General features: G+C 43.5%; 12 protein-coding genes and 1 pseudogene. 12 read left to right on the forward strand and 1 reads right to left on the reverse strand.

Going from position 1 to position 24,132, the window contains the following annotated elements:
* Window positions 1-328 precede the first annotated feature (328 nt).
* On the forward strand, window positions 329-3,820 hold the full coding sequence (locus I3249_RS01685; protein ID WP_238068232.1) for a BamA/TamA family outer membrane protein: 3,492 nt from the start codon (window positions 329-331) through the stop codon (window positions 3,818-3,820).
* A gap of 102 nt (window positions 3,821-3,922) precedes the next feature.
* On the forward strand, window positions 3,923-8,917 hold the full coding sequence (locus I3249_RS01690; RefSeq protein ID WP_238068234.1) for a translocation/assembly module TamB domain-containing protein: 4,995 nt from the start codon (window positions 3,923-3,925) through the stop codon (window positions 8,915-8,917).
* 151 nt (window positions 8,918-9,068) lie between these two features.
* Here the strand turns inward: I3249_RS01690 and I3249_RS01695 are convergent, their stop codons facing one another.
* Window positions 9,069-9,233, reverse strand: coding sequence for a hemin uptake protein HemP (locus I3249_RS01695; RefSeq protein ID WP_010200173.1), 165 nt, complete (start codon window positions 9,231-9,233; stop codon window positions 9,069-9,071).
* A 292-nt stretch (window positions 9,234-9,525) separates the two neighbouring features.
* Here I3249_RS01695 and I3249_RS01700 point away from each other — a divergent pair, with 292 nt between their 5' ends.
* From I3249_RS01700 to I3249_RS01745, 10 genes and pseudogenes are all read left to right on the forward strand, one after another.
* Window positions 9,526-10,650, forward strand: coding sequence for an NUDIX domain-containing protein (locus tag I3249_RS01700; RefSeq protein ID WP_238068236.1), 1,125 nt, complete (start codon window positions 9,526-9,528; stop codon window positions 10,648-10,650).
* 449 nt (window positions 10,651-11,099) lie between these two features.
* Window positions 11,100-12,347: a lipocalin family protein gene (locus I3249_RS01705; RefSeq protein WP_238068238.1), complete on the forward strand. Its 1,248-nt coding sequence runs from the start codon at window positions 11,100-11,102 to the stop codon at window positions 12,345-12,347.
* Window positions 12,348-12,702: 355 nt separating this feature from the next.
* The gene (locus I3249_RS01710; protein WP_238068239.1) at window positions 12,703-14,145 is read left to right on the forward strand and encodes a glyceraldehyde-3-phosphate dehydrogenase; all 1,443 of its coding nucleotides are present in this window, start codon (window positions 12,703-12,705) and stop codon (window positions 14,143-14,145) included.
* A 289-nt stretch (window positions 14,146-14,434) separates the two neighbouring features.
* Window positions 14,435-15,640 carry an Obg family GTPase CgtA gene (gene cgtA / locus I3249_RS01715; protein WP_057759175.1) on the forward strand — a complete coding sequence of 402 codons (1,206 nt, stop codon included), beginning with the start codon at window positions 14,435-14,437 and terminating at the stop codon, window positions 15,638-15,640.
* A 78-nt stretch (window positions 15,641-15,718) separates the two neighbouring features.
* A complete protein-coding gene (proB, locus tag I3249_RS01720; protein ID WP_238068240.1) occupies window positions 15,719-16,891 on the forward strand; it encodes a glutamate 5-kinase in 1,173 nt (390 codons plus the stop codon).
* Window positions 16,892-16,983: 92 nt separating this feature from the next.
* A complete protein-coding gene (gene hemE / locus I3249_RS01725) occupies window positions 16,984-18,120 on the forward strand; it encodes a uroporphyrinogen decarboxylase (RefSeq protein WP_238068241.1) in 1,137 nt (378 codons plus the stop codon).
* 111 nt (window positions 18,121-18,231) lie between these two features.
* Window positions 18,232-19,299 carry an N-acetyl-gamma-glutamyl-phosphate reductase gene (gene argC / locus I3249_RS01730; protein ID WP_238068242.1) on the forward strand — a complete coding sequence of 356 codons (1,068 nt, stop codon included), beginning with the start codon at window positions 18,232-18,234 and terminating at the stop codon, window positions 19,297-19,299.
* A gap of 103 nt (window positions 19,300-19,402) precedes the next feature.
* Window positions 19,403-20,269 carry a hypothetical protein gene (locus tag I3249_RS01735; RefSeq protein WP_238068243.1) on the forward strand — a complete coding sequence of 289 codons (867 nt, stop codon included), beginning with the start codon at window positions 19,403-19,405 and terminating at the stop codon, window positions 20,267-20,269.
* Window positions 20,270-20,435: 166 nt separating this feature from the next.
* Window positions 20,436-20,831 carry an ATP-dependent Clp protease adaptor ClpS gene (locus I3249_RS01740; RefSeq protein ID WP_101206289.1) on the forward strand — a complete coding sequence of 132 codons (396 nt, stop codon included), beginning with the start codon at window positions 20,436-20,438 and terminating at the stop codon, window positions 20,829-20,831.
* 637 nt (window positions 20,832-21,468) lie between these two features.
* Window positions 21,469-23,865, forward strand: a pseudogene (locus I3249_RS01745) (AAA family ATPase); the annotation flags it as partial.
* Window positions 23,866-24,132: the final 267 nt, after the last annotated feature.

The following is a 24,132-nucleotide window of genomic DNA, read 5'->3' on the forward strand; positions in this document are numbered from 1 at the left end:
GATTTATAAATTTTATGTGATTGCGTTTTAGGGTATAAATAGTAGTGAAAACAAAGGCTACTACACATCAACACTATCTATCTATAGGCTAGTAGCCTTCTCTAAGCTAGTAGACCTACAAGGCAGTAGACACACAGTGCTAAAGCCGACACTATAGATAAACAGTCATAAAATTAAAGTAGTAAACCATTAATTGCAGATAACTGCTATAAGTTTATTCACCGGTCAGACTTGACGATTGTTATCGTTGATAAGATTGTGCCGCGTGAGCTGATAGGACGTAAAGATGATAAAGCAGCCTTCAACTCGAGCATGCAAGGTTCTAATGATGCAGCGTGACACAGCCATAATCCAAAACGATAGTAATAACCCAAGTACGTACCCAGCAGTGCCGCGTAAAAATTTCAGACGTTCGGCATTGTGCACTGCGCTTGCGACCAGTTTGTTCGGTATAGCACCTGCGGCAATGGCAGATACCATCAATAATGTAAACGATACCGCTATCACTAACTCATCTGCTACTGACCAAACTGATAGCAATCAAACGCTTAGTAACCAGACTAACAGTAGTCAAAGTGCGAACGATCAAGCGTCTATCAAGCAATCAGCTACATTATCCGATGACGATACTCAGCTAGATATAGCTCTAGATGCACTACGTCTAAAAAAAGCAGTGGAACAAGGCATCATCGATCAGTCAGTATTGGACGACTATAGCGAACAGAGCTTGGGCATTAAGAAACCTAACTCGACAAAGTCAGGCTCTAAAAACTCGTCGACGCAAAATACCAATGCTCAAAACGCAACTTCTCAAAACAACAACTCTCAGAATTTAGAGATTTTCACTGATAGTCCAAGCACTTCATATAATTCAAATAATGCTCAATCAATCGCTTCTAATGATGACCTGTTGCAACAAGCAACCGAGATTCAGCAGCAAGGCTATCAAATGATGACCCCTGAGCAGATCGATCGTGAGCTAGCGGCAATGGCTGCGCAGAATGCTCAAGACATTGATAGTATCAATATTAGCAATAATGATAGTGATTTTGATGCGCCAATCGCTACGTTAGATGACACAACATCGCCAATTGGTCTAGATACAGAGCTAGATGCAACAAACTTGCCAGCGCCTAGCAATCTTGATACGTTGGGTAGAAATGAAACAACGCAAGAACAGACGAGCGCAGCTGAAGGGATGTCACGTCCGATTGAGGTAAGTGGCGCTATCAGCAATGAAGATGTCGTTAGCAATGAAGCTATTGTTAAGAATGAAAATGGCCTGACGACTGATGTTAGTAGTGATGAGGTGATAACTGGCACGAATGTTCCTGCCAATGTAGAAGGTACGACGACAGATATTATCAATCCTAATGACTACCTACCAGATTATCAGAATGATACTCAGGCTGTCGATCAAAGTATCGAACAAGCCAATAGACCACGGCCACGCGCGCGCAATAGAGGTAATATCGTGACGCGTCTGTACAATCGCTTTTTTAACGACGGTGGCGTGGTGGCTCTGCCAAACGTAGAAACCGCTATTTATCTAGAGCAAGTATCCGCTGAAGACTCTCCTAACGGTAAGGCTCAACTGATTGAAGCCGATAATGATATTCAGCCAATGAAAAACATCAAAGCAGCACTTGATGATACTTCCGTTCAGTCGGTTATTGACTTTACTGCGGCATTGCCACGTCTGCGTGAGACGGCACAGAATGCTGCTAAAGCCGTTGGTTACTACGAGGTTGAGATGCGTTTGACCCAGCCTGATCGCGATACAGTCAATGTGGTGATTGAAGAGCTAGGCGAGCCGGTATTGGTAGACAGCCGGATTATTGAGATTCGCGGTGAGGGCAGTGAGCAAGAAGAGTTTGCATCGCTTGAGGCAGACTTGCCACCGCAAGAAGGTGATATTTTTAATCATCGTGTCTATAAGAGCAGTAAAGCGGCTTTAGAGGCCTTGAGCAATACCTATGGCTACTTTGACCAGTATTGGCTGAACAAATCCGTTGATATCATCTTGCCGGACAATAAAGCAGATGTCTCGTTGGTTTACAACACAGGTGATCGTTACGAGTTTGACGATGTGGTGTTTTTTACCTACGACAAAGAAACCAATACGCTGACCCAAGACCCTGACAAGCTACCAGTACAGCTTTCATTGTTACAACAGCTCTATGGCTTTACGCCGGGTGAGCCGTTTTATCGTCCAGCAGTCACGAAGTTCAGTAATGACCTATCGGCAACTCGTTACTTTAATACGGTCAACGTCGAGTCGATACTACCACCAACTGATAGTAGTGAAGCTGGTACTTTGGCGTTTGACAATGCTGCTACCGAGGGTAACGACACATTAGATGACGATATTAACAATGTGGATAATTATGGCGCAGCTGCCTCAAATGTCACTGCTAGCAAAGAAGATACGGTTAACGATAATAGTGATATAGGTGCAGAGAGCGATAATGCTCTGAGTGCTAATAGTGGCGAGACGGTCAATGAAGCGGATATCGCTGCGATTGATTTTGAGGCTGATGAAGCCACCCTTGATAAGCTGCAAGCCATCAGACAAAAAGCAGAGCGACTAAGCCGCTTGCCGAATGATCGCGTACTTGATGAAAAAGATCAGGAAGCTGACAATCTATTGGGCAAAATCAGTGACTCAATCAGTAATGTCGCACAAAAAATATTCCCTGATGAAAAGAGTCTGATCGCTGACGAGAACTTTGTACCGCCAACGCTGGCAGGACGTAAAACGCCACAAGACGTTGCAGAAAGCAAAAAAGTGCCCTTATATGTGTTTGTATACGCGGATAAACCACGTGATGCTCAAGTTGGTCTTGGTTATGGAACAGATACAGGCGTTCGCGCCACTGCAAAAATAGACTATAACTTGATTAACCGTCAAGGCTATCAAGCAGGGGCTGAGACGGAAGTATCGAGAATCAGCAAAAACGTGGCTGTCTATGCCAGTCGTCCATGGAAGCATCCGCTCAATGATAAGTTAGATGGGCGTTTGACTTATGAAGAAGAGGTAATTGATCAAGGTGAAGGCAACTTCGACCTGTCAACCACAACGCTGAAGGCAGCTTTGGCACGTAATATCCGTAGTGATACTGGTTGGAATCGTAGCTACTCTTTGCGTTACCGCTTGGATGAGCTTGAGACGGGGGTTGATGGGGCAGCACTAGATGATCTGCCTATCCGCTTTACCTCTTCAAGTCCGAAACAGCGCGCGCTGCTATTTGGCTATGGTATGAATAAAACAGATACTGACAACGCTACCAACCCAACGCAGGGCATGCGCCAGTACTACTCAATCGAGGCTGGCACTGATAGCGCATTCAGTGATACCGATATGGCGATTATTCGCGCAGGCGTTAGTGGTATCTATAGCTTTGGCGAAGACAAAAAGCATCAAGTATTAGGTAGTGCCAATGCCGGTTATATCTGGGCGGATGATTTTTACGATGTGCCTTATAAGTTGCGTTTCTTTGCAGGTGGCGATCAGAGTATCCGTGGTTATGACTATGAGAGCTTGTCACCATTAGACAAAGGCTATTTAACGGGCGGGCAGGTGCTAGCGGTCGGTAGTGCTGAGTATAACTATGAATTTAAACCAGGTTTCCGTGGCGCATTCTTTACTGATGTCGGTAATGCCTACGACAAAGATTTTGACACTGAGACAAAAGTCGGCGTCGGTGTCGGTATCCGCTGGGCATCGCCTGTAGGAATGGTGCGCGTCGATGTAGCTGCTGGCGTGACCGAGGAAAGCATTCCAGTACGACTACACTTCTTTATTGGTTCACCGTTATAATCGCTCAATGTAGTAATTCCAAATGTTTAGTAGCTCCAAATGTTCTAATCATCACTTATCGTACCGATTGCTGGTCTTCATTTTTTAACGTAGTTGAGTGTCATGCTGACAGAAAATACCCCGCCTAATAATGCTCCAGATGAAGATCCAGCACAGCGTGATGCCCGTGCCGTTAGGCGTTGGTATCCGTTGTCATTTCTGCTCAAACTTCTGGTATTGATGCTTATCGTACTAGCAATTATGTTCGCCATATTCTTTTATGCAGCAGGGACTGACGCTGGTACGAAGTTTATATTAGAAAAAATTAGTGTTGAGACAGGTATTGATTTCAAATACGGACGCGGTAACTTGCGCGATGGCATTTGGGTCACTGATATCGATATTGAAGCGACTGAAGATCTTGAGATATTGGTAGATAAGGCCTATGTAAAAATAGGCTGGCGTGCAGTATTTGCAAAAGAAGTGCATTTAAGCGATGCAGACATCCAGACCATAGAGATTATCAATAAAAAACCGCCTACTGGTGAACCGTTCGATTATAAAACCTTAAAGTTGCCAGTAAACTTGCGCTTTGATCAAGCAAAAATTAAGAAAATTATCTATAAGCAAGTAACCAAAGATCCTATCGTTATTCAAGATATTACGGCGCGTGATCTAACGTGGGTAGGTAGTACGGTGACCGTTGGCCGTGGTGACTTGCAGTACGCTGATATCGTAAAAGTCAGTGCCTTAAAAGGAGAGATCGACCTACAGGGCGACTATCCACTAGATTTGAGTGCGATTGCGGAAGTCAGCGCCCTTGAAAAAGCCTATATCGACCCGTTAAATATATCTGCAACGGGAACGCTTAAACGTACTGTCGGTAAAGTACGTAGTCGTTATAACGATAGCGATGTGAAAGGCGACTTTGTAGTACAGGGGCTAGATGCGGGTGCGCCGTTTGATGCAAAACTACAGTGGGATGATATTCTTATCCCTTACGCTGACAGCCAAAACATTCGCCTACAAAGCGGTACGGCTACAGCTTCTGGTGTCATTTCTGAGATACGGCTGCGTATCAATACTGAATTGACCGCCAAAGACATTCCATCAGGTCATTATCAAGGCCGCGCCGTTATTGCCAACAGTCAGCTACGTATAGATCGCCTAGATGCTGACGTGCCAGCGGGACGTTTGGCGTTGCAAGGTATTCTAGATTGGAAAGACAGCTTTGAGGCCACAGTGCGTGCGACGGGTAGCAACTTTGATATTCGCCAAGCTATTCCGGATGAATATACTGACTTCAAAGCTTATGCGCCGCAAACCCTTAACGGTAGGCTGTCACTGCGTTATCAGCAGCAGAATGCCACTGGTAATACGCAGATCGATGCAGATTTGCGTCAGCGCGATGGTGAGCACATCAACGCGAATATGGTTCGCGGTAAAACCTCTGCCAAGTCCAAGCAAGTTGCGCCTTGGTATATTGACGCTAACTGGAAAAACTTAACCCGCCGTAACGTACCCAATATTGGCAATATCGACAGTCCTAGTGGACAGGCAGACGTCATCGTTCGTGGTTCAACCCTATCAGTCGATGCCAATGCCGTTATCAATGAGCTAAATGCTGCCCCCAAGGGCAACTATGATCTACGTATACGTAAGGCTGGTGATGTCATAGATATCAATCGTCTTAATTATAATGGCATCGTAGGAGACTTATCCGGCACAGGACAGATTCAGTTGGCGAGCAAGCAGCGTCCACTGACATGGCAGATTGATGCCAGTACCAAAGGTTTACTCCCTAAGAAATATCGTAGCGATTTACCGCTTGAGCGCCTAACAGGTAGTATAAGTGCGCGTGGTCGATTGCTAAACATCACCAAAAATGGTGTCAGCGGTCAACGTCATGTGATTACTTTAAACAATACCGATATGCAAGCGCAGCTCGATGCGACGCAAGCAGATCGTGCTATTGGTATTACTGGTGCTGGTGATGCCAGTGTCGATATCGTAGGTGGTGAGCTGTCAGTATTTGATGTGCGTTTTGATGGTCGGATTGATACAGCAGATGTACCACAAGGTCGTCTGTCTATTGATGCTGCGGGTACGCCAAAGCTGATCAGTATTCGTAAGCTGAACTATAAGGGTGAAGCGGGCGCAGTTGATGCGAAAGGGGTTATCGACTTACGTAAAAATATCGGCTGGAATATAGATGGTCGTTTTGATCAGTTCAACTTGGGTTATTTCTTACCCAATAATCCAGCGATAATCACAGGCGATTTAAAAACCAGTGGCGAGTGGCAAAATGCATCAAAAAATAGCAAAAATACTGCAGGGGCATTGCAGCGCTTTGCCGTAAATTTCAACGGCATATTGGATGCCGAGCAATTGCCAGCAGGTAAGCTAAATATAGAAGCCAGTGGTGACAGTCAGCTGATACGTATCAACCGTTTCCGTCATGTGAGTGCAGCAGGTAGTATTGATGCCAGCGGTACCGTTGATGTGCGTCAAGGCATTGCGTGGGATATCAAGGCAGTGATGGATCGTTTTAACATTGGCTATTTCCTAAAAGATACCCCAAGTCTCATTACTGGTACGATTGATACAGATGGCCGCTGGAGTGACACGCAGCAAATCATCAATATTAAACAAGTCAATCTGAATGGCATGCTAAAAGGTCAGCAACTGAGTGCCAAAGGCAGCCTATCGGCGAAAATGCGTTTGCCCAAAGATTTAGCAAGTTACTTCAAACAACTTCAGACCAAAGATGCCCAAGCGCAATACAAGCAAGTAAATGCTTTGATTGATAGCCTAAATGCTAATAACCTTGTGCTGCGTTGGGGTGACAACTATGTCACGGCTAACGGCAATGCCAAGCAGCTACAAACCAAAATTAATATCACCAGCCTAGATCAGCTGTCTAGCCAACTGGCTGGTAAAGTCACGGGCGGTGCCACGCTGTCTCAACCGGCTGGACAAGCACTGCCTACTATTTATATTGATTTGGTCGGTGAGCGACTCGCGCTACCTGGCTTTATATTGCGTCAAGGCCGTGTACGCGGCAAGCTGGTCAACTTAGCCAATAGCCCAAGCCAGTTAATCGTGACGGCTGAAGGCCTAGATGCTGCTGGTCAAAGTTTCGATAGTGTTAAAGCGTCTTTTAATGGTACCGAAAAGTCTCATGTGGTCGATCTAAATGTGGCCAATAAGCAACTCGATGTCGGCGCTAGGCTAAAAGGTGGTTTTGATCGAGACAGGCTAAGCTGGTCAGGTGTCATTGGAAAAGGCCGAATCAAATCTAAATATGCGACTTTGAATCAATTGCAACCTGCACAGCTGATTGTGAATTTACCTTACAATCAGGGTGGTGAGAATCGTGATCTAAAAGTACAGCTTGCCGCTCACTGCTGGCAGGCCACGGATCAAACTGGCAAGCTTTGTCTACGAGAAAAACTAGTGGCATCGCCAGACCAAGGCGAAGTCAATGTAGCATTGCAGAATTTAGATACGTCGTTATTCTCAGTGTTCTTGCCAGAAGATATTGACTGGAATGGTAAGATTAATGGTAAAGCAATCGTTGGATGGCAACGTGGTCGTCCGCCAACTATTAATACTACTTTATACTCAGACAATGGCAAGATTGGCCTCGCTCAAGATGGCGAAAGCACATCAATGACTTTGTCATACAAGCGCGTGTCTCTCATTGCTCTGTCTGTGCCTGAGGGTATCAAGCTGCGTACCGATATCAATACTGGACGCGGGGCACGTGGTTATGCTGAAGTGATCGTTGATCCTTATAAAGACCCTAAACCAATCTCTGGCGCATTGGTGCTGAACGAGCTTGATCTTGCGATATTTAAGCCTTTCTTCCCCGGTATGCGCGTCCTAAGAGGTAATGTCACAATGGCGGGTGGCCTAGGCGGCACCTTAACCAAACCACAGTTCTATGGCGATGTAAAACTCTCTGACGGCCGTATAGCGATGCTTGATTTGCCAGTGAATCTGTCTAAAGTAAATGTGGCAGCCAAAATCCGCGGTACACAAGCAACCATTGATGGCACATTTAATAGTGGTACAGGTGAAGGCGAATTGTCAGGGACAGTCAACTGGCAACAAAAACTGCAAGCCAAGTTGAGTATCGTCGGTGAAGGCCTAGTCATCACTCAGCCCCCATTACTGGTTGCTGAAATTGATCCTGATATTGATATTATCGTGCGTCCAGGCGACCGTTATGTTGATATAAAAGGGGCGATCAGTGTGCCGTCTGCGACCATTCGTCCGCCTGAAGCCAGCGAAGATATCATTACTCAGACTGAAGATGCAGTCGTACTAGATCGCCGTTTGATTGGTAATATCGATGAAGTACTGGCTATCTCAAAACCTTGGTCAATCAATGCTGATATCGGTGTTGATTTGGGCGATGATATAAACTTCCGTGGTTTTGGCGCCGTCATTCCGTTGGCAGGTGCGATTAATGTGACTCAGAATGGCACAGGTATCATGCGTGCCAGAGGTGTTGTGCAGGTCTCACGCCGTACCAATATCAATGCTTTTGGCCAAAGCCTAGAGTTGAATTATGGTCAAGTTCGTTTCAATGGCGATGTGATGAAACCGAGCTTGAGTATTGAAGCGGCCAAAACGATTAATGGCAAAACAGTTGGTCTGCGTGTCCAAGGGACGACTGAAAGCCCTAATATTATCGTCTTTAACAATGCAGGACTGACCCAGCAACAAGCCATGAACGCGTTGGTGACAGGTCGCATCGATAATAAGAGCGCCACACAAATCAGTGAGCAAGGGTTTAAATCGCAAGTGACCAATAATCTGGCTGCCGCTGGATTGAGCTTCGGTCTGAGTGGCACTCGTAGCCTGACCAATCAAATCGGGCAAGCTTTCGGTTTGCAGAGCCTAACAGTCGATGCCTCAGGTAGTAGCGAGGACACCAATGTCAACGTCACAGGTTATGTAACGCCTGATTTATACATTCGCTATGGCGTAGGTGTTTTCAACGCGCAAAACAGCCTTTCTGTTCGTTATCAATTGACACGCCGCATCTATGTAGAAGCAAGCTCAGCAGCAGAAAATGCAGTAGATGTGGTCTATAGTTGGCAGTTCTAAATTATTTATTTAGAGGACAACTGCTTTCTAGTTGATGTCAACTGAGAGAGTTTTTGAAATTATTTTTAAGTTGTATAGCCTATAAAAAAACGCCTCATAAGGAAGGCGTTTTTTTATAGAAGTATTGAAAAAAGTGTCACTTAAATAGACGTTACTTGGTTAGAATCAAGCGATTGTTACGAGTTAGGCGTAGTCGATACTCTTCGCCTTCATGCTCGATACGTACCTCCTTAGTCAGTGCAAATAGATGTTGTGATTGCAAAGTAGGTAAACGGTTTTCACGACAGTTTAAATAACGAGAGATGACCATGCTCATAGTAAATTCCTTTTGAAAAAAAGTGGCTTATAAATTGGCTAACCATAGCGTAATTGTTTTTAACGATAATAATTATCATTTAGATTTGATAAATTTGCAAGGCAATTGATAAAATAAAATGCAGTTATTATGTAAACTTATCTAAGTTTACTGTTATAAACTATCTCGATTAAGCATTTTATTTAAATAAATTAATGAGTTAAGTGCTAAATCCAAATAAATCATCTAGCCTATAAAAACTATTAAATTATCAAAAATAATCAAGGTAAATACCGAAATAAAGGATATAAGTATGTTGAACGGGTCAAATCAACAATCAGAGACCAAGCCGGAAAGTAAGACGAAAACTAACAAACCTAACATCGTAAATGTTGCAGTGGCTGTCATTCATTATAAAGATCAGTATTTACTTGGGTTTCGAGATGCTACTCAGCATCAAGGAAATCGTTATGAGTTTGTCGGGGGAAAGATAGAAGCAGATGAGTCAGCAGCGCAGGCGTTGATAAGAGAAGTGGCTGAAGAGACAGGTATCTTACTTGATGATAATACTATCGTTAAGCTTGGGCGTTTGCATCATGATTATGGCGACAAGCAGGTCAGCTTACAGGTTTATAAGATTGAGCTGACAGCAGAGCAGTACGAGCAGCATAAACATCGTAAGCAGGGTTTAGAAGGGCAGGCATTAACTTGGGTAAGCAAATCACAGCTTTTGGCAGGAGCGTATCATCTGCCCGCTGCTAATAAGACAATCCTTGAATGGTTGAAACTCTCATCGAAGATAGCGATTACTTATCCTTTGGCACATTTTGGCACACACACTGATGCCGCCGCGGCATGGCTACAGTATCACCAAGAAAATCTAGCATTAGAGTCGTGGGTATATATCCGCTTGAAGGACACAAATTCTAAGCATCTTGCTGAGCAACTGATGACGGCACGCCCAGATATTTTAGCGATTTTACCTAATGATAATGAGCAGCCTTTGAATGAGCAAGGCTCATTAACCGCTAATGAGACAGAGATTAGCCAGCGAATAGTTGCCAAGCATTTGACACACTCGACACTGATGCAGTGTTTCAATGATGTAGGCAGTTCTACAGCTCTCACGCAGTCGTTATCTAAAGACCATCCGCTTATCGTCAGCTGCCATGACATTGCGAGCATAACGGCAGCCAATCAACTTGCCAGCATGCGCATAGAGAATGCATTACCACCCGTGATTGGTGCTTTCGTATCACCTGTGCTCGCTACCCAAACGCATCCTGATGACACACCGCTTGGCTGGGAAGCATGGTCAGAGTTAGCAGAGTTAGCAGATATGCCTGTCATTGGGTTAGGTGGTCTGAAGCCTGCTATGTTCAATCAAGCATTGCAGTATGGCGGTATCGGTGTGGCAGGTATTCGTCAGTTTATATAATCCGCATGACTCAAGAAAGCTATCTACAAGCTATAATTCCATTTGCCTGAATGTGACCCCTATTAGACTTGCGTATTAAGCTTAGTAAGTTCAAATAACTGATTTTTAACTTAGTTATCCAGTAAGTAACTGTGTGGTTATGATGTGTTCAAACAACACTCAAACCCTATAGTTACTTACAAACCGTTGCGTTTTCCTACATTGCACTACTGTTTTAATAGTCCAGTTGTCCTTAATATATATTGCATATCTACGATACGTTGATCTTATTTCTATAGACAAGTGACTAGCCAAAAGTAATGCTCAAAATACAATAATAAAAAAGCTTTTGTAGAGTCAAGTTTTGCACGAATAATTTATACCAAGGCAAATGGCTTTTAGAAAACGAGACCAAATAGATGCCGTACATAAAGCGTTTTTAACAATCACTATTTAAGAATGGTACTCCTATGAAAACCAATAAGTTACCTGAGTCAGCATGGACTGATTCACAGGCAGCTGGTTCTCAACTTCAGCAGCCTAAGCAATCGCTCAATGACAATGAATATGGCGATGATACGCAACAGACAAACCAAGCTAGTAACGATGCTAGCTATAATCACGACAGCTCGAATGGCGAATATTCGCACCATCTGGCAAAAGACACGTCTTCGCAAGACAGCTATTTTGGATACAAAAGCGCCGACAAAAGCCCTAGGGCAAAAGAGTCAGCTATGAGTAACAATGAAATAAGCAAAGATCTAAAAAATAGCAATGAGGACAATCATGACGTGGCTAGTGGCTATAAATCATCTGGTTATAAGTCAGCGCAAAATAAGCAACTACAAAATAAGCAACCACAAAAGCTAAATGAAGATGAGCCATTAATGTCAGGACTGTTAGAGGATCAAATAGATAATCTAAACAGTAGTTCTGAACACGCCATCGACGCTGAGAAAATCAGTGATTCATCAACAAATAATTCATCTTATAAAGAAATACCGGAGCGCATATTTATGAATGGACTTATCAAACATACAGGCATTGCTTTAGCGATTATTATACCGTTAGCAGCGTTCTCAGCCTATGCGGCCACGCCGCCAATGAATATGTCAACTAATAACACGGCAACTAATGGCATGTCTGATGATGCGATGAGCGAGAAGACCACGACTGATGTGCTATCGGTTAAGCCAAGCGATATTATTCATAAATCTGCAAGCACGCCAACTACTGTAGATAGCGTAGATCTTAATACCTATGCAGGTACTTGGTATGAGATTGGCCGTTTGCCAATGTATTTCCAGCGCAAGTGTGCTGGTGATGTCACCGCCAACTATGCTCAAAAAGATGACGGTTCGGGAATCACGGTTACTAATAAGTGTGTGAGCGAGGATGGTTCGGGTATTGTTGCAGAAGGCTTGGCTAAGCCAGTCGATGAAAGCGGCAGCAAACTAAAAGTGACGTTCTTGCCGAAGTGGATTCGCTGGATTCCAGTCGGCCGTGCTGATTATTGGGTGCTGGCACGTGATGCAGAGTATAAAACTGCGCTAGTAGGAACGCCTGATAAAAAATACTTATGGCTACTAGCACGCTCGCCAAATATCAGTCAGGAAACGTATACTAAATATCGTCAAATCGCTCAGCAGCAAGGTTATGACTTAAAAGAATTTACCTTGACGTCGCAGAGCAACCAAACGGTGAATCTAGCGCCATAATAGATGTAACTGAAATTACTGCTTTAATTAATCTATCTCTATAGCGATTATTATTAATTACGTCTCGATAAGTCAGCATATGTGGCTGCCTTTATTTTTATTACTAGCTGTATATGAGAACTATATATAAGAGCTGTATATAAGAGTAAAACCTATTATGCACGCTAGCTAATCGGTTACCACTGGCAAAATGAGGCGTTTTAGGCTAAAATCTAGGCGATTCAAATACTCTAGCGTCAATAACCCATATTGATAGTGGTTGATTATCATATTAGAGTCGCCATTTAGAGCATACACGACCTATCTATTTTACACTTCTTCATATTTTATTGATCATACATTACTGACCATAAGGATGTTTCTCGTGAGCAACGCTGATACCTTACGCCAATTACATCAAGACCACTTGAACAACTACAACAATCAAGAGCAACAAGCGATTGAGCTTATGGGGCTACTAAACAAGCTCTATAACAAGCAAGACGTACAAGTGACTTTGTTTGGCGAAACGCTAGACTCTACCTCAGTTGGTCAAATACTTGCTTTACATCAAAAAGTAGCACTACGCGACCATAGCGCCAAAGCTATCGATATCGCTGATACTCTAGCGATGGTAAAAGTTATCTCAGAAAACACTGATATCCAAGCCACTCGTATCGATGTTGGTCAATTGATTGCTAATGATACTGACTTACAAACCGCTCTACAGTCTATTAACAACGCTGGTGCTGTAAATGGCGCGACGGATGTTGTGCTGTATGGTTTCGGCCGTATCGGTCGTATTTTGACTCGTCTGCTATTGTCACAAGCCTCAAGCGCAAAAGGTCTACAACTGAAAGCGATTGTTGTACGTCCAGCCGCTGCTGGTGACTTGGCTAAACGTATCTCATTGCTTGAGCGTGACTCAATCCATGGTAGATTCTTAGGTGGCATTAGCATTGATGATGATAATAACGGCATGATCGTTAATGGTCGTTTTGTACAAGTTATCTATGCCAAAGACCCAAGCGAAATCGACTATACTGCTTATGGTATCGATAACGCTCTTGTTATCGATAACACCGGTATTTGGAAAGACGAAGCAGGCCTTGGCAAACACTTACAGTCTACTGGCGTGAAAAAAGTGTTGCTAACAGCACCTGCTGGCGGTGATATCAAAAACGTCGTTTATGGTGTGAACAATGATACCGTTGGTGATGATACGATCGTTAGTGCTGCTAGCTGTACGACCAATGCGATTACGCCAACGCTGAATGTATTGAATGATGAGTACGGTATTGTAAATGGTCATGTAGAGACTATTCACTCATTTACCAATGATCAGAACTTGGTTGATAACTATCATAAAGCAGACCGCCGTGGTCGTAGTGCTGTGATGAACATGGTTATCACCAGTACTGGTGCCGCAAAAGCCGTTGGTAAAGCATTGCCAGAACTAAATGGTAAGCTAACAGGTAACGCTATTCGTGTACCAACACCAAACGTCAGCCTAGCAATCTTGAACGTGAATCTAAAAACTGCACCAGCAAGCGCTGATGCGTTGAATGAGTTCTTGCGTAAAATGGCTAACAGCAGCACTTGGCAGTCGCAGATTGCTTATACAGATTCTACAGAAGCGGTATCAACTGACTTTGTTGGTACGACTCATGTTGGTATTATCGATGCTCAAGCCACTATTTTGACTGACAACCAAGCTATCGTATATGTTTGGTACGACAACGAAGTAGGTTATAGTACTCAGGTATTGCGTTTGGCGACACAAATGGCCGGGATCAGCTACGTTCAGATTCCAGCATAGAATACGAAATACAGTAGAGCAATACGTCATACCAAGTATAGTAGCGCTATTGTGTCACAAGAATGGCGCTGTAGCAGATGCTACTTTAAATAGCTTGGTAGGACTTTAACTGTCATACTTAAACACCCGATAGTCCGATTGATTATCGGGTGTTATTGTCATAATGGGCACTAAGTAAAAGTAGTATTTATACAGTGCTTATTTTGACGCAACAACATAGCAAAACCCCAAAATACAACCGTTGGTTGTAACCAGTTTATAGACTGGATTGTGAATTAAGGAACGTAAGATGCGATTTATTGATGAAGCCGTCGTAACGGTAAAAGCAGGTGACGGTGGTAACGGAATCGCCAGTTTTCGCCGAGAGAAGTATGTCCCACGTGGTGGACCTGATGGTGGTGATGGCGGCAAGGGCGGAGATGTGTATGTCATTGCAGAAGACAACACCAACACCCTAGTTGACTATCGTTATACGCGTCGTCATGACGCCATGCGTGCTGAGAACGGCCATAGTAGAAACTGTTCAGGTAAAGGGTCTGATGATCTTTATTTACCAGTACCAGTTGGTACCACGGTAGTTGATACCGAAACAGACGAAGTATTGGGCGATTTGATTGAGATTGGCCAGACACTACTGATTGCCAAAGGTGGCGACGGTGGTCTAGGTAATACCCATTTCAAAAGCTCGACCAACCAAGCACCGCGTAAAGCGACGTCAGGTTTTGAAGGTGAGCTAAAAGTTCTTAAGTTTGAGCTAAAAGTAGTGGCTGATGTTGGTTTGATTGGTTTGCCTAATGCTGGTAAATCGACCTTTATCCGTCAAGTTTCTGCTGCTAGACCAAAAGTAGCTGACTATCCGTTTACCACCTTAGTACCAAACTTGGGTGTGGTCGATATTGGTCGTCATCGCTCATTTGTAATGGCAGATATTCCTGGTCTTATTGAAGGTGCATCAGAAGGCGCCGGACTTGGTATTCGCTTCTTGAAGCATGTTGCGCGTACGCGTCGTCTGCTACACTTAGTTGATGTTAAGCCTGTTGATGGCAGCGACCCAGTCGAGAATGCCCGTGTTATTTTAAACGAGCTTGAGCGTTTTTCTCCTGAATTGGCCAACTTGCCGCAGATTCTGGTATTAAACAAAATCGATCAGGTCAATGATGAAGATTTGAATGCGCTTTGTACTCATATTGTCGCAGAGCTTGGTTGGACTGGTATGGTCTTCCGTACGGCAACGCTAACTGGTGAAGGCGTTGATGCGGTCAAATATCATCTAATGAATGATATCGAACTTGAGCGTGAGCGTGAAATAGAAGATCCTATCTTCGCTGAAGCACAAAAAGAACGTTTTGAGCGTCTAGAAGCTGAAGTACGTCTTAACACTGAAGCACAGCGTGAAGCATATCGTGCAGCTCGTAAAGCGGCGCGTGAAGGCTTGGATGCGTCTGATTTTGACGATGATGATGACGATGGCGTTGAGGTAATGTACGTTCCTTAAGCTAGTATGCTTGAGCAGTTATACTTGAATTGTGAATTTAATCCCTACAATCAATTTATATGAAAAAAAGGAGTTTATATGGCAGATGACATAGCAAACACGATGGAAGAAGCAAGATTTGTTAAGCAAACTCGCAACTTTGATATTCAGCGCGTTATTGTCAAAATTGGTTCATCACTATTAACCAATAACGGTCGAGGGCTGGATCGTACTGCCATATATGAGTGGGCAAAGCAAATTGCTAAGCTGCACAAAAAAGGCGTTGAGGTACTGCTGGTATCATCAGGTGCTGTTGCTGAAGGTGTGGTACGTATGAACCTTGAGGAACGTCCTAAGAAACTAGCAGCACTACAAGCCTGTGCTTCTATTGGTCAAATGGGGTTGATTGAAACATGGTGGTCAGCTTTGATTCAGCATGGCATTCAAAGCTCGCAGCTACTCCTAACTCATGATGATTTATCTAATCGTAGTCGTTATCTCAATACGACGGATGCGCTGACACAGTTATTAGAATGGCGCGTACTACCTGTTATCAACGAAAACGATACCATCACGATTGATGAGATTAAATTTGGTGATAACGATACCTTGGGTGCGATGGCAGCCGCAATGGTTAATGCTGATTTGTACATTATCTTAACCGATCAAGAAGGTGTCTTCACTGATAACCCACGTGATAATCCTGATGCTAAGATGATTCGTCAAGAGCGTGCAATGGCGGATTATTTATTTGATATTGCAGGAGACGGCGGTAAACTTGGACGCGGTGGTATGTTGACCAAAATCCGTGCTGGACGCCTTGCAGCAATGGGTGGTTGTCCTACCGTTATCGTTAGCGGTGCTATCGATGACGTTATCACTCGTGTGGTATCAGGCGAAGCCGTAGGTACCTTGCTGACGACTAATGACGAAGATAAAATCATCGCGCGTAAACAGTGGCTAGCTGCGCATCTGCGTATGTCAGGTAGTTTGGTTGTCGATGCAGGTGCTGCAAGAGCATTGACTGAGCACAATAGAAGTTTATTGCCAGTGGGTGTTGTAGAAGTGCAGGGCGGATTTGATGAAGGTGATGTGGTAGAAATCATCCATCAAGATACTGGCGAACGTATAGCCGTCGGGCAGGTAAACTTTTCATCGAATGATGCGCGCCGCGTCGCTCGTGAGCGTACCGAACAGTTCGATAAGATCTTTGGCAGTAGCGAAGAACGTGTCGTCATGGTACACCGCGACAATCTTGCATTAACTGTATAGCGCTTTCATATAACCTTTTTTATTCAACTTATTTTATCCAGCACAATATCCATTGATAAATATGGATATTGTGCTGTTTTGGAGATTTGTACATGAGTGCTTCAGACGGTAGTAACTCGGTTCAACAACAGTTTGCACCTTTAAAAAATGATAGATTGCTACGTGCATTACGTTTTGAGCCCATTGATACCACACCGGTATGGATGATGCGCCAAGCTGGTCGTTATTTGCCAGAATATAAGGCCACTCGTGCTGAAGCGGGTGACTTTATGAGCCTGTGCAAAGATACAGACCGCGCTACTGAAGTGACTCTACAGCCATTGCGTCGCTATGACTTAGATGCTGCTATTTTGTTTAGTGATATTCTAACTATCCCTGATGCGATGGGATTGGGCTTATATTTCGAAACGGGTGAAGGCCCTAAGTTCAAACATCCTATCCGTGAGCAGGCTGATCTTGATAGATTGCCAGTGCTTGAGCCTAATGATTCTCTTGACTATGTAATGCGTGCTGTAACCAGTATTCGCAAAGCGCTAAATGGTCAAGTGCCATTGTTTGGATTCTCTGGTAGTCCGTGGACGTTGGCTACTTATATGATAGAAGGCGGTAGCTCAAAGGATTATCGTTATACCAAAGGCTTCTTGTATAGTAACCCTGACTTTTTACATCAGTTATTAGACAAGCTTGCAACGTCAGTTATCGACTACTTAGATGCCCAAATCATAGCTGGCGCTCAAATCGTTCAGATATTTGATAGTTGGGGCGGGGCGTTAGGCCATCGTCAATTTATCGAATTTTCACACATTTATAATAAACGTATTGTCGCCGAACTAAAGGAACGTCATCCACAAGTACCTGTAGTGCTGTTCACTAAAGGCGGTGGGTTATGGCTTGATATTCAGGCTGACAGCGAAGCAGATGTGCTAGGTCTAGACTGGACGATGCCGATTGATCGTGCGCGTCAAGTACTGACTAAGAGTCAGCGTCAGTTGACCAAAAAGCATAAAAAACTGCAAAGCAGCAAAGCTATCCAAGGTAACTTAGATCCAGCGACGTTATACGGCTCGCCTGCCACTATCCGTTCTGAAGTGAACGCCATGCTTGACCGTGCTTACGCCGACGGTGAAAAGACTGGTTACATAGCAAACTTAGGTCATGGTATCACCCAATGGGTCAATCCTGACAATGCCAAAGTGTTTGTGGATGCAGTACACGACTATAAAATTTAAGAGTCAGAATATTTAGAGAGTGATTCTATCTTTGTTCTATATTTGTAGAATTACAGGCAAACATAGAATCTATCAGTGCATATTCAGTATTTACCAAGAAAAGGGTGTTTTATGATTTCAGCAGCGATCGTCGGTGGTACAGGCTATACGGGTATTGAGCTCATTCGCTTATTATCTGCTCATCCTGAGGTTTCTATTGATTTATTAACTTCTCGTAGCGAAGCTGGCACTCGTGCTGATGAAATCTTCCCAAGCTTACGAGGTGTGTCTGACATCGTTTTTAGCGACTTGGGTGATAATACGCTTGCTGCATTGCAAAAATGTGATGTTGTGTTTTTTGCGACTCCGCATGGTGTGGCAATGAAGCAAGCCGAAGCGCTTACACAAGCTGGGGTTAAGGTTATCGATTTGGCTGCTGATTTTCGTTTGCAGTCACTGACTGACTTTGAGCATTGGTACAAGCAGTCACATGCTTGTCCTGAGTTGTTGGAAACAGCAGTCTACGGCTTACCAGAAATCAATCGTGACAAGCTTGCAAATGCGTTACTAGTAGGCAACCCAGGCTGTTATCCAACCACTGCGATTTTGGGTCTAAAACCAATTATCGAAGCTCAGAATAAGCAAGCAGAGCGTTTGATCGAGTCTCGTATCGTTATTGATGCAAAATCTGGGGTGTCTGGCGCAGGTCGTCAAGCATCACTTGCACTTAACTATGCTGAGACAACAGATAGTTTTAAAGCTTATAGCGTCGAAGGCCATCGTCATTTACCTGAGATTGAGCAGGGTGTGGCACAGTTGTTAGACAGTCAGTTTACACACCGTATTCGCTTTTTGCCGCATTTAGTACCGATGATTCGGGGCATGCTAAGCTCTATTCATATGGAGCTGACCGATGCTGGTGCTGCTATCGATTGGCAGCAAGCGTTTGAAAATAGCTATGCGTCAGAGTTGTTTGTTGATGTCATGCCGAAGGGGCTTTATCCCGATACGCGCAGTGTTCGCGCTAGTAACCGTCTACGCATTGCGGTACATCAGGACAATGAGCGCGCTGAGCTAACAGTTATCGTCGTTCAAGATAACTTAGTCAAAGGTGCTGCTGGGCAGGCTGTGCAAAACATGAATGTGATGTTCGGTTTTGATGAGTCAATGGGTCTGAACTTTGCACCTATTGTTCCTTAATATCAAAGACTTCATATTCCAATCATTCACATTTACGGTGCTAGGTATTGATTATAAATTCGGCTATAATGACTTGCCCTTACCCTTAAGAGATACTGTCTAAATGCGTGTTCAGCTCGTACTACGCTTTTGCTCACAGCCAGCACGTCTATCGTGCAAAGACTCGGTTATACCTAGCTTGGAGCGCAAACAGCATTCCTTTAGAAATAATAATGCCCCTATAAGTGGTATTGCTAGCTCACAACGCGGCGCTTCTACATTGGTATTGGCACTGTTTGTAGTGGCAGTCCTAGTGACAGCGGTGGTTGGGCTGGTATTCGGTCATAAGCTTGGTTACCAACGTGGCCTTCATTCGATGGAAACAGAAGCCAAGCAAGCAATCATCGATAGCACTGAAGCGACACAAGCGCTAGAAGATTTGCGCCTTAGCAATAAGATAGCTACTAACCAAGCGGCAACTGCCAAACAAGAACTGGCTATCAGTTTGGCTAATTTAAAAGAGCTGCGTGAAAGCCAGCAAGAATTGACGGTAGAAAATAAACAAGTATCACAGCTCAATGAGCTATATTCAGATGTCATCCGTGAGAAAGGTGGTATGCCTTTACAGGTATTAGGTGCCAAAATTTCGCCATTACCTGAAAGTGCTTTTGAGTATGGTTTTGATATTGGGATGCTCAGTAGCGATGGTCAAGCCAAACGCCTACGGCCTGTATTGACATTACTTAACAATGATGACCTTGTAGAGGTGCCACTTGACCCTGCATACCATATGATCGAAGGTATCGTTCGGATACGTGGTCGCTTTGTAATGCCATCAGGCTTTAGACCATTGCAAGCCAAACTGACTTTGCAAGCTGGTGGTCAAAAAGTAGAGCAGTTGTATGACTGGAAGCTCGGTGATAGTGTGGATAACATGCTACCATCGCTCCTAGATTTACCAGAAGTTGATGAAAGTCCTATCGTACCTTAATTACCTCATGTCTTATTGAAACACTCAATGACGATGCTGTGGTTGAAATCAAAGCACAATGGCCCTAATTAGTGGTTGTGCTTTATACCATGCCTTATCGCCTGCCTTAACAATCTCTTCTATCTTAAACTTACCTTATACTTATATTTTGATTATGATGAAAAAAATGATATCACAAGCCACGCCAACGGTTGCTGATTGGCACTTCCCCAATATGCCTGCTCATCGTGCACAAGACGGTGATACCGATGGTGAAACGTCACCGCAAGCAGATGTATTGGTCGCAGAGCCTGAAGTAGCCAAACCGCCTATGTATGCGGTCGTTATGTACAATGACAACTACACACCGATGGAGTTTGTGGTATACATATTGCAGTCAGAATTTCGTCATAGTATGGATTCTGCGGTCGAGATTATGCTGACTATTCATAATAGCAGCAAAGGTATTGCTGGCATTTATCCCAAAGATATCGCCGAGACCAAGGCTAAAAAAGTAAATAGTCTGGCACATCGTGAAGGTTATCCGTTATTGACCCAAATCGAACCACATCAAGGCGAGTAGAGCAGTTTATTAATTTTTTATACTGATATATGGCTCTATTAAAGCTTTACCTACTGTTCTTTATTTCTAAGTAATCCTTCTCAAAGCTCACCTTCATAGTGAGCTTTTTTGACTTTTCAGTCATTCCCTTTATATACAAGTATAATCTTTTAAAATAGTTTTATTATCCATAGAGTCTTGATTTATATGGCAAATAACCCTATCTATTAAAACAGCCTGTTCAATAATTTTAGACTAAGTATCTCCGTTGAATTTGCTAAAACCACGTCATTTCTAGCTTTTCAAATATCAATCTCTCTTTCTATCTAATCAGTTTTTCAACATCTAATATTCGTTATTAAGGTTGTCGCTACTAGCTTGTAGCACGCTTTGATACATTTTAGTCTGTGTTAATAGATTGACTCCGTCGAAGTATCGTGTTGATATAAAGAAAAGCGGCCATTGATAGTTATGATTACTGTTGGCTGATAGCGAGATTATAGTATTTAATCAATAGTCTACCGCTCACCTCATTTATTCATGACTTCTAATAATACGAATATAGCCCTTGAACAATTCATCTACCACCCTGATTTACTTACTAACTCATTCATAAAACTATCAATTATAAAGATAGATATAACCGTAGGAAGTTGTTATGTTAAGTCGTCATCTTGAAGTTTCTCTACGTTTAGCAATGACGCTTGCGCGCCAAAAATCGCATGAGTATCTCACTGTTGAACACTTGCTTTTGGCCTTATTAGAAAACACTCATGCTGCCAATACGTTGACTGCTTGTAATGCTAATGTCTCGGCGTTGCGTACTGAGCTTGAGGTTTATATTAATAAACACACGCCAACTATCGATGCTGATACAGAACAGTCACCGCAGCCGACTCAAAGCTTTGATCGTATCTTGCAGCGTGCTATTTTTCACGTGCAATCGATCGGTGGTGGTCGTTTGGTAGAAGGCTCTGATATTTTGGTCTCTATGTTTTCAGAGCACGATACTTATGCTGTCTACCTGCTTAAAAAACAAGGTATCAGTCGCCTTGAGCTAACCCAGTATTTATCACATGGTCAAGATAAAGAAGAGCCATCTGAATCACGCGGTTCTACAGGCACTGAGCGTCGTAGTGCTTCTGAAAAGACCAGCAAAGATCCCTTGGTTGAATTTGCGACCAATCTAAACCAGCGAGCCGCTGAAGGTAAAACAGATCCTTTGATTGGCCGTGCCTCTGAGATTGAACGTGCTGCCCAAGTACTGTGCCGCCGTCGTAAAAATAACCCATTGCTAGTAGGTGAGCCTGGTGTCGGTAAAACCTCTATCGCTGAAGGTTTAGCATGGTTAATCATTAACGATAAAGCACCAAAGCCTCTTAACGGTTGCGTGATTTATAGCCTTGATATCGGTTCACTGATTGCGGGAACTAAGTATCGCGGTGACTTTGAAAAACGCATGAAGTCATTGCTTGATGCGCTAAAGAAAAAACCAAATGCTATTCTTTTTATTGATGAAATTCATATGATTATTGGTGCTGGTTCATCTATGAGTAGCAATATGGATGTATCAAACCTTATCAAGCCAGCGCTTGCTAACGGTGAGCTGCGTTGTATCGGTTCAACAACCTTTACTGAGTACCGCCAAGTATTTGAAAAAGACCATGCATTGTCGCGTCGTTTCCAAAAAATCGATGTTAAAGAACCTAGTGTGGATGACACCATCGATATCCTACGCGGTCTGAAACCTCGTTATGAAGAATTCCATAATGTTGAGTATACGGATGAAGCGTTGGTCACAGCGGTACAGTTATCAGCCAAACATATTCATGAGCGTTTTTTACCTGACAAAGCTATTGACGTAATTGACGAAGCAGGTGCGTATAAGCGCTTAGGTGTGGTGCCTGATGTCGATGATATCGAAGCGGAAGAAAGTTTCATTGCTGATTTAGAGCAAGATTTTGATGCGCAGATTGATGCTGATATCGAAGGTATCGATGGTGATACAGATAATGAAATGCAGGATGAGGCAGCGACTGCGAAAGCGAGCGATAGTGCTAAATCAGCAGATGGTGTGAAATTATCAAAAGGTCAAAAGCCACCGATGAAAATTGATGTTGCTGATATCGAAGCTATTATTGCTAAACTGGCACGTATTCCACCTAAATCTGTATCGAGTGATGACAAGAGTATCCTTGAGCACCTAGATCGAGATCTAAAGCACTTGGTATTTGGTCAAGATGAGGCGATTGCTACGTTGGCTGATGCTATCAAGCTATCACGTGCAGGATTAAAAGCCCCAGATAAGCCAATTGGTTCGTTTATGTTTGCAGGTCCGACTGGTGTGGGTAAAACAGAAGTATCGCGTCAGTTAGCGAACCTGTTAGGTGTAGAATTAGTACGCTTTGATATGTCAGAGTATATGGAAGCGCACACGGCATCACGCTTGATCGGTGCACCTCCAGGTTATGTTGGCTATGATCAAGGCGGCTTACTCACCGAAAAAATCAATCAGCATCCACATTGTGTATTGTTGCTTGATGAGATTGAAAAAGCGCATCCAGATGTGTTCAACTTGTTACTACAAGTGATGGATCATGGTACGTTGACTGATAACAATGGTCGTGTGGCCATCTTTAAGCAAGTCATCGTTATTATGACAACGAACGTTGGTGCTGATAGTATCAGTCGCTCGTCAATGGGCTTCACGCAACAAGACCATAGTCGTGATAATACAGAGTCGCTGAAACGTGTCTTTACGCCAGAGTTCCGCAATCGCTTAGACGCCATTATTCAGTTCAATCCTCTAGATACGTCAGTTGTTGTATCGGTTGTCGATAAGTTCTTGGTTGAATTACAAGTACAGCTTGATGATAAGCAAGTGACATTAGAGATTGATGACGATGTACGTGATTACCTAGCAGATAAAGGCTATGACCGTCTAATGGGTGCACGTCCGATGCAGCGTTTGATTCAGGATGAAATCAAAAAACCATTGGCAAGTATGATTTTATTTGGAGATTTGGTTAATGGCGGTGTCGTACACCTGACCTTAGAGCCTAAAGTCGATGACTCTCAAGAGAGTGACACGATGAAGCTTGATAAGGTGTCAGACAAAGGCTCAGCTGATAGTCGTATTATTCTAACAGTTATTGAAACTCATGAACCACATCCTGACTCTGAGTCTTTAGCCAGTTAAGTTATTAGACCTCTTGCAAAAGTGGCAGAGGATTTTACAATAACTGATGCACTCACAACTGGCTGGAAACCATGCCAAACATAGATAAGCTACTTGAACAGAATGATGCAGGCTTTAAGCGCT

Origin of the sequence: Psychrobacter sp. Ps1, from assembly GCF_022129425.1 — a bacterium.
Classification (GTDB): Bacteria; Pseudomonadota; Gammaproteobacteria; order Pseudomonadales; family Moraxellaceae; genus Psychrobacter.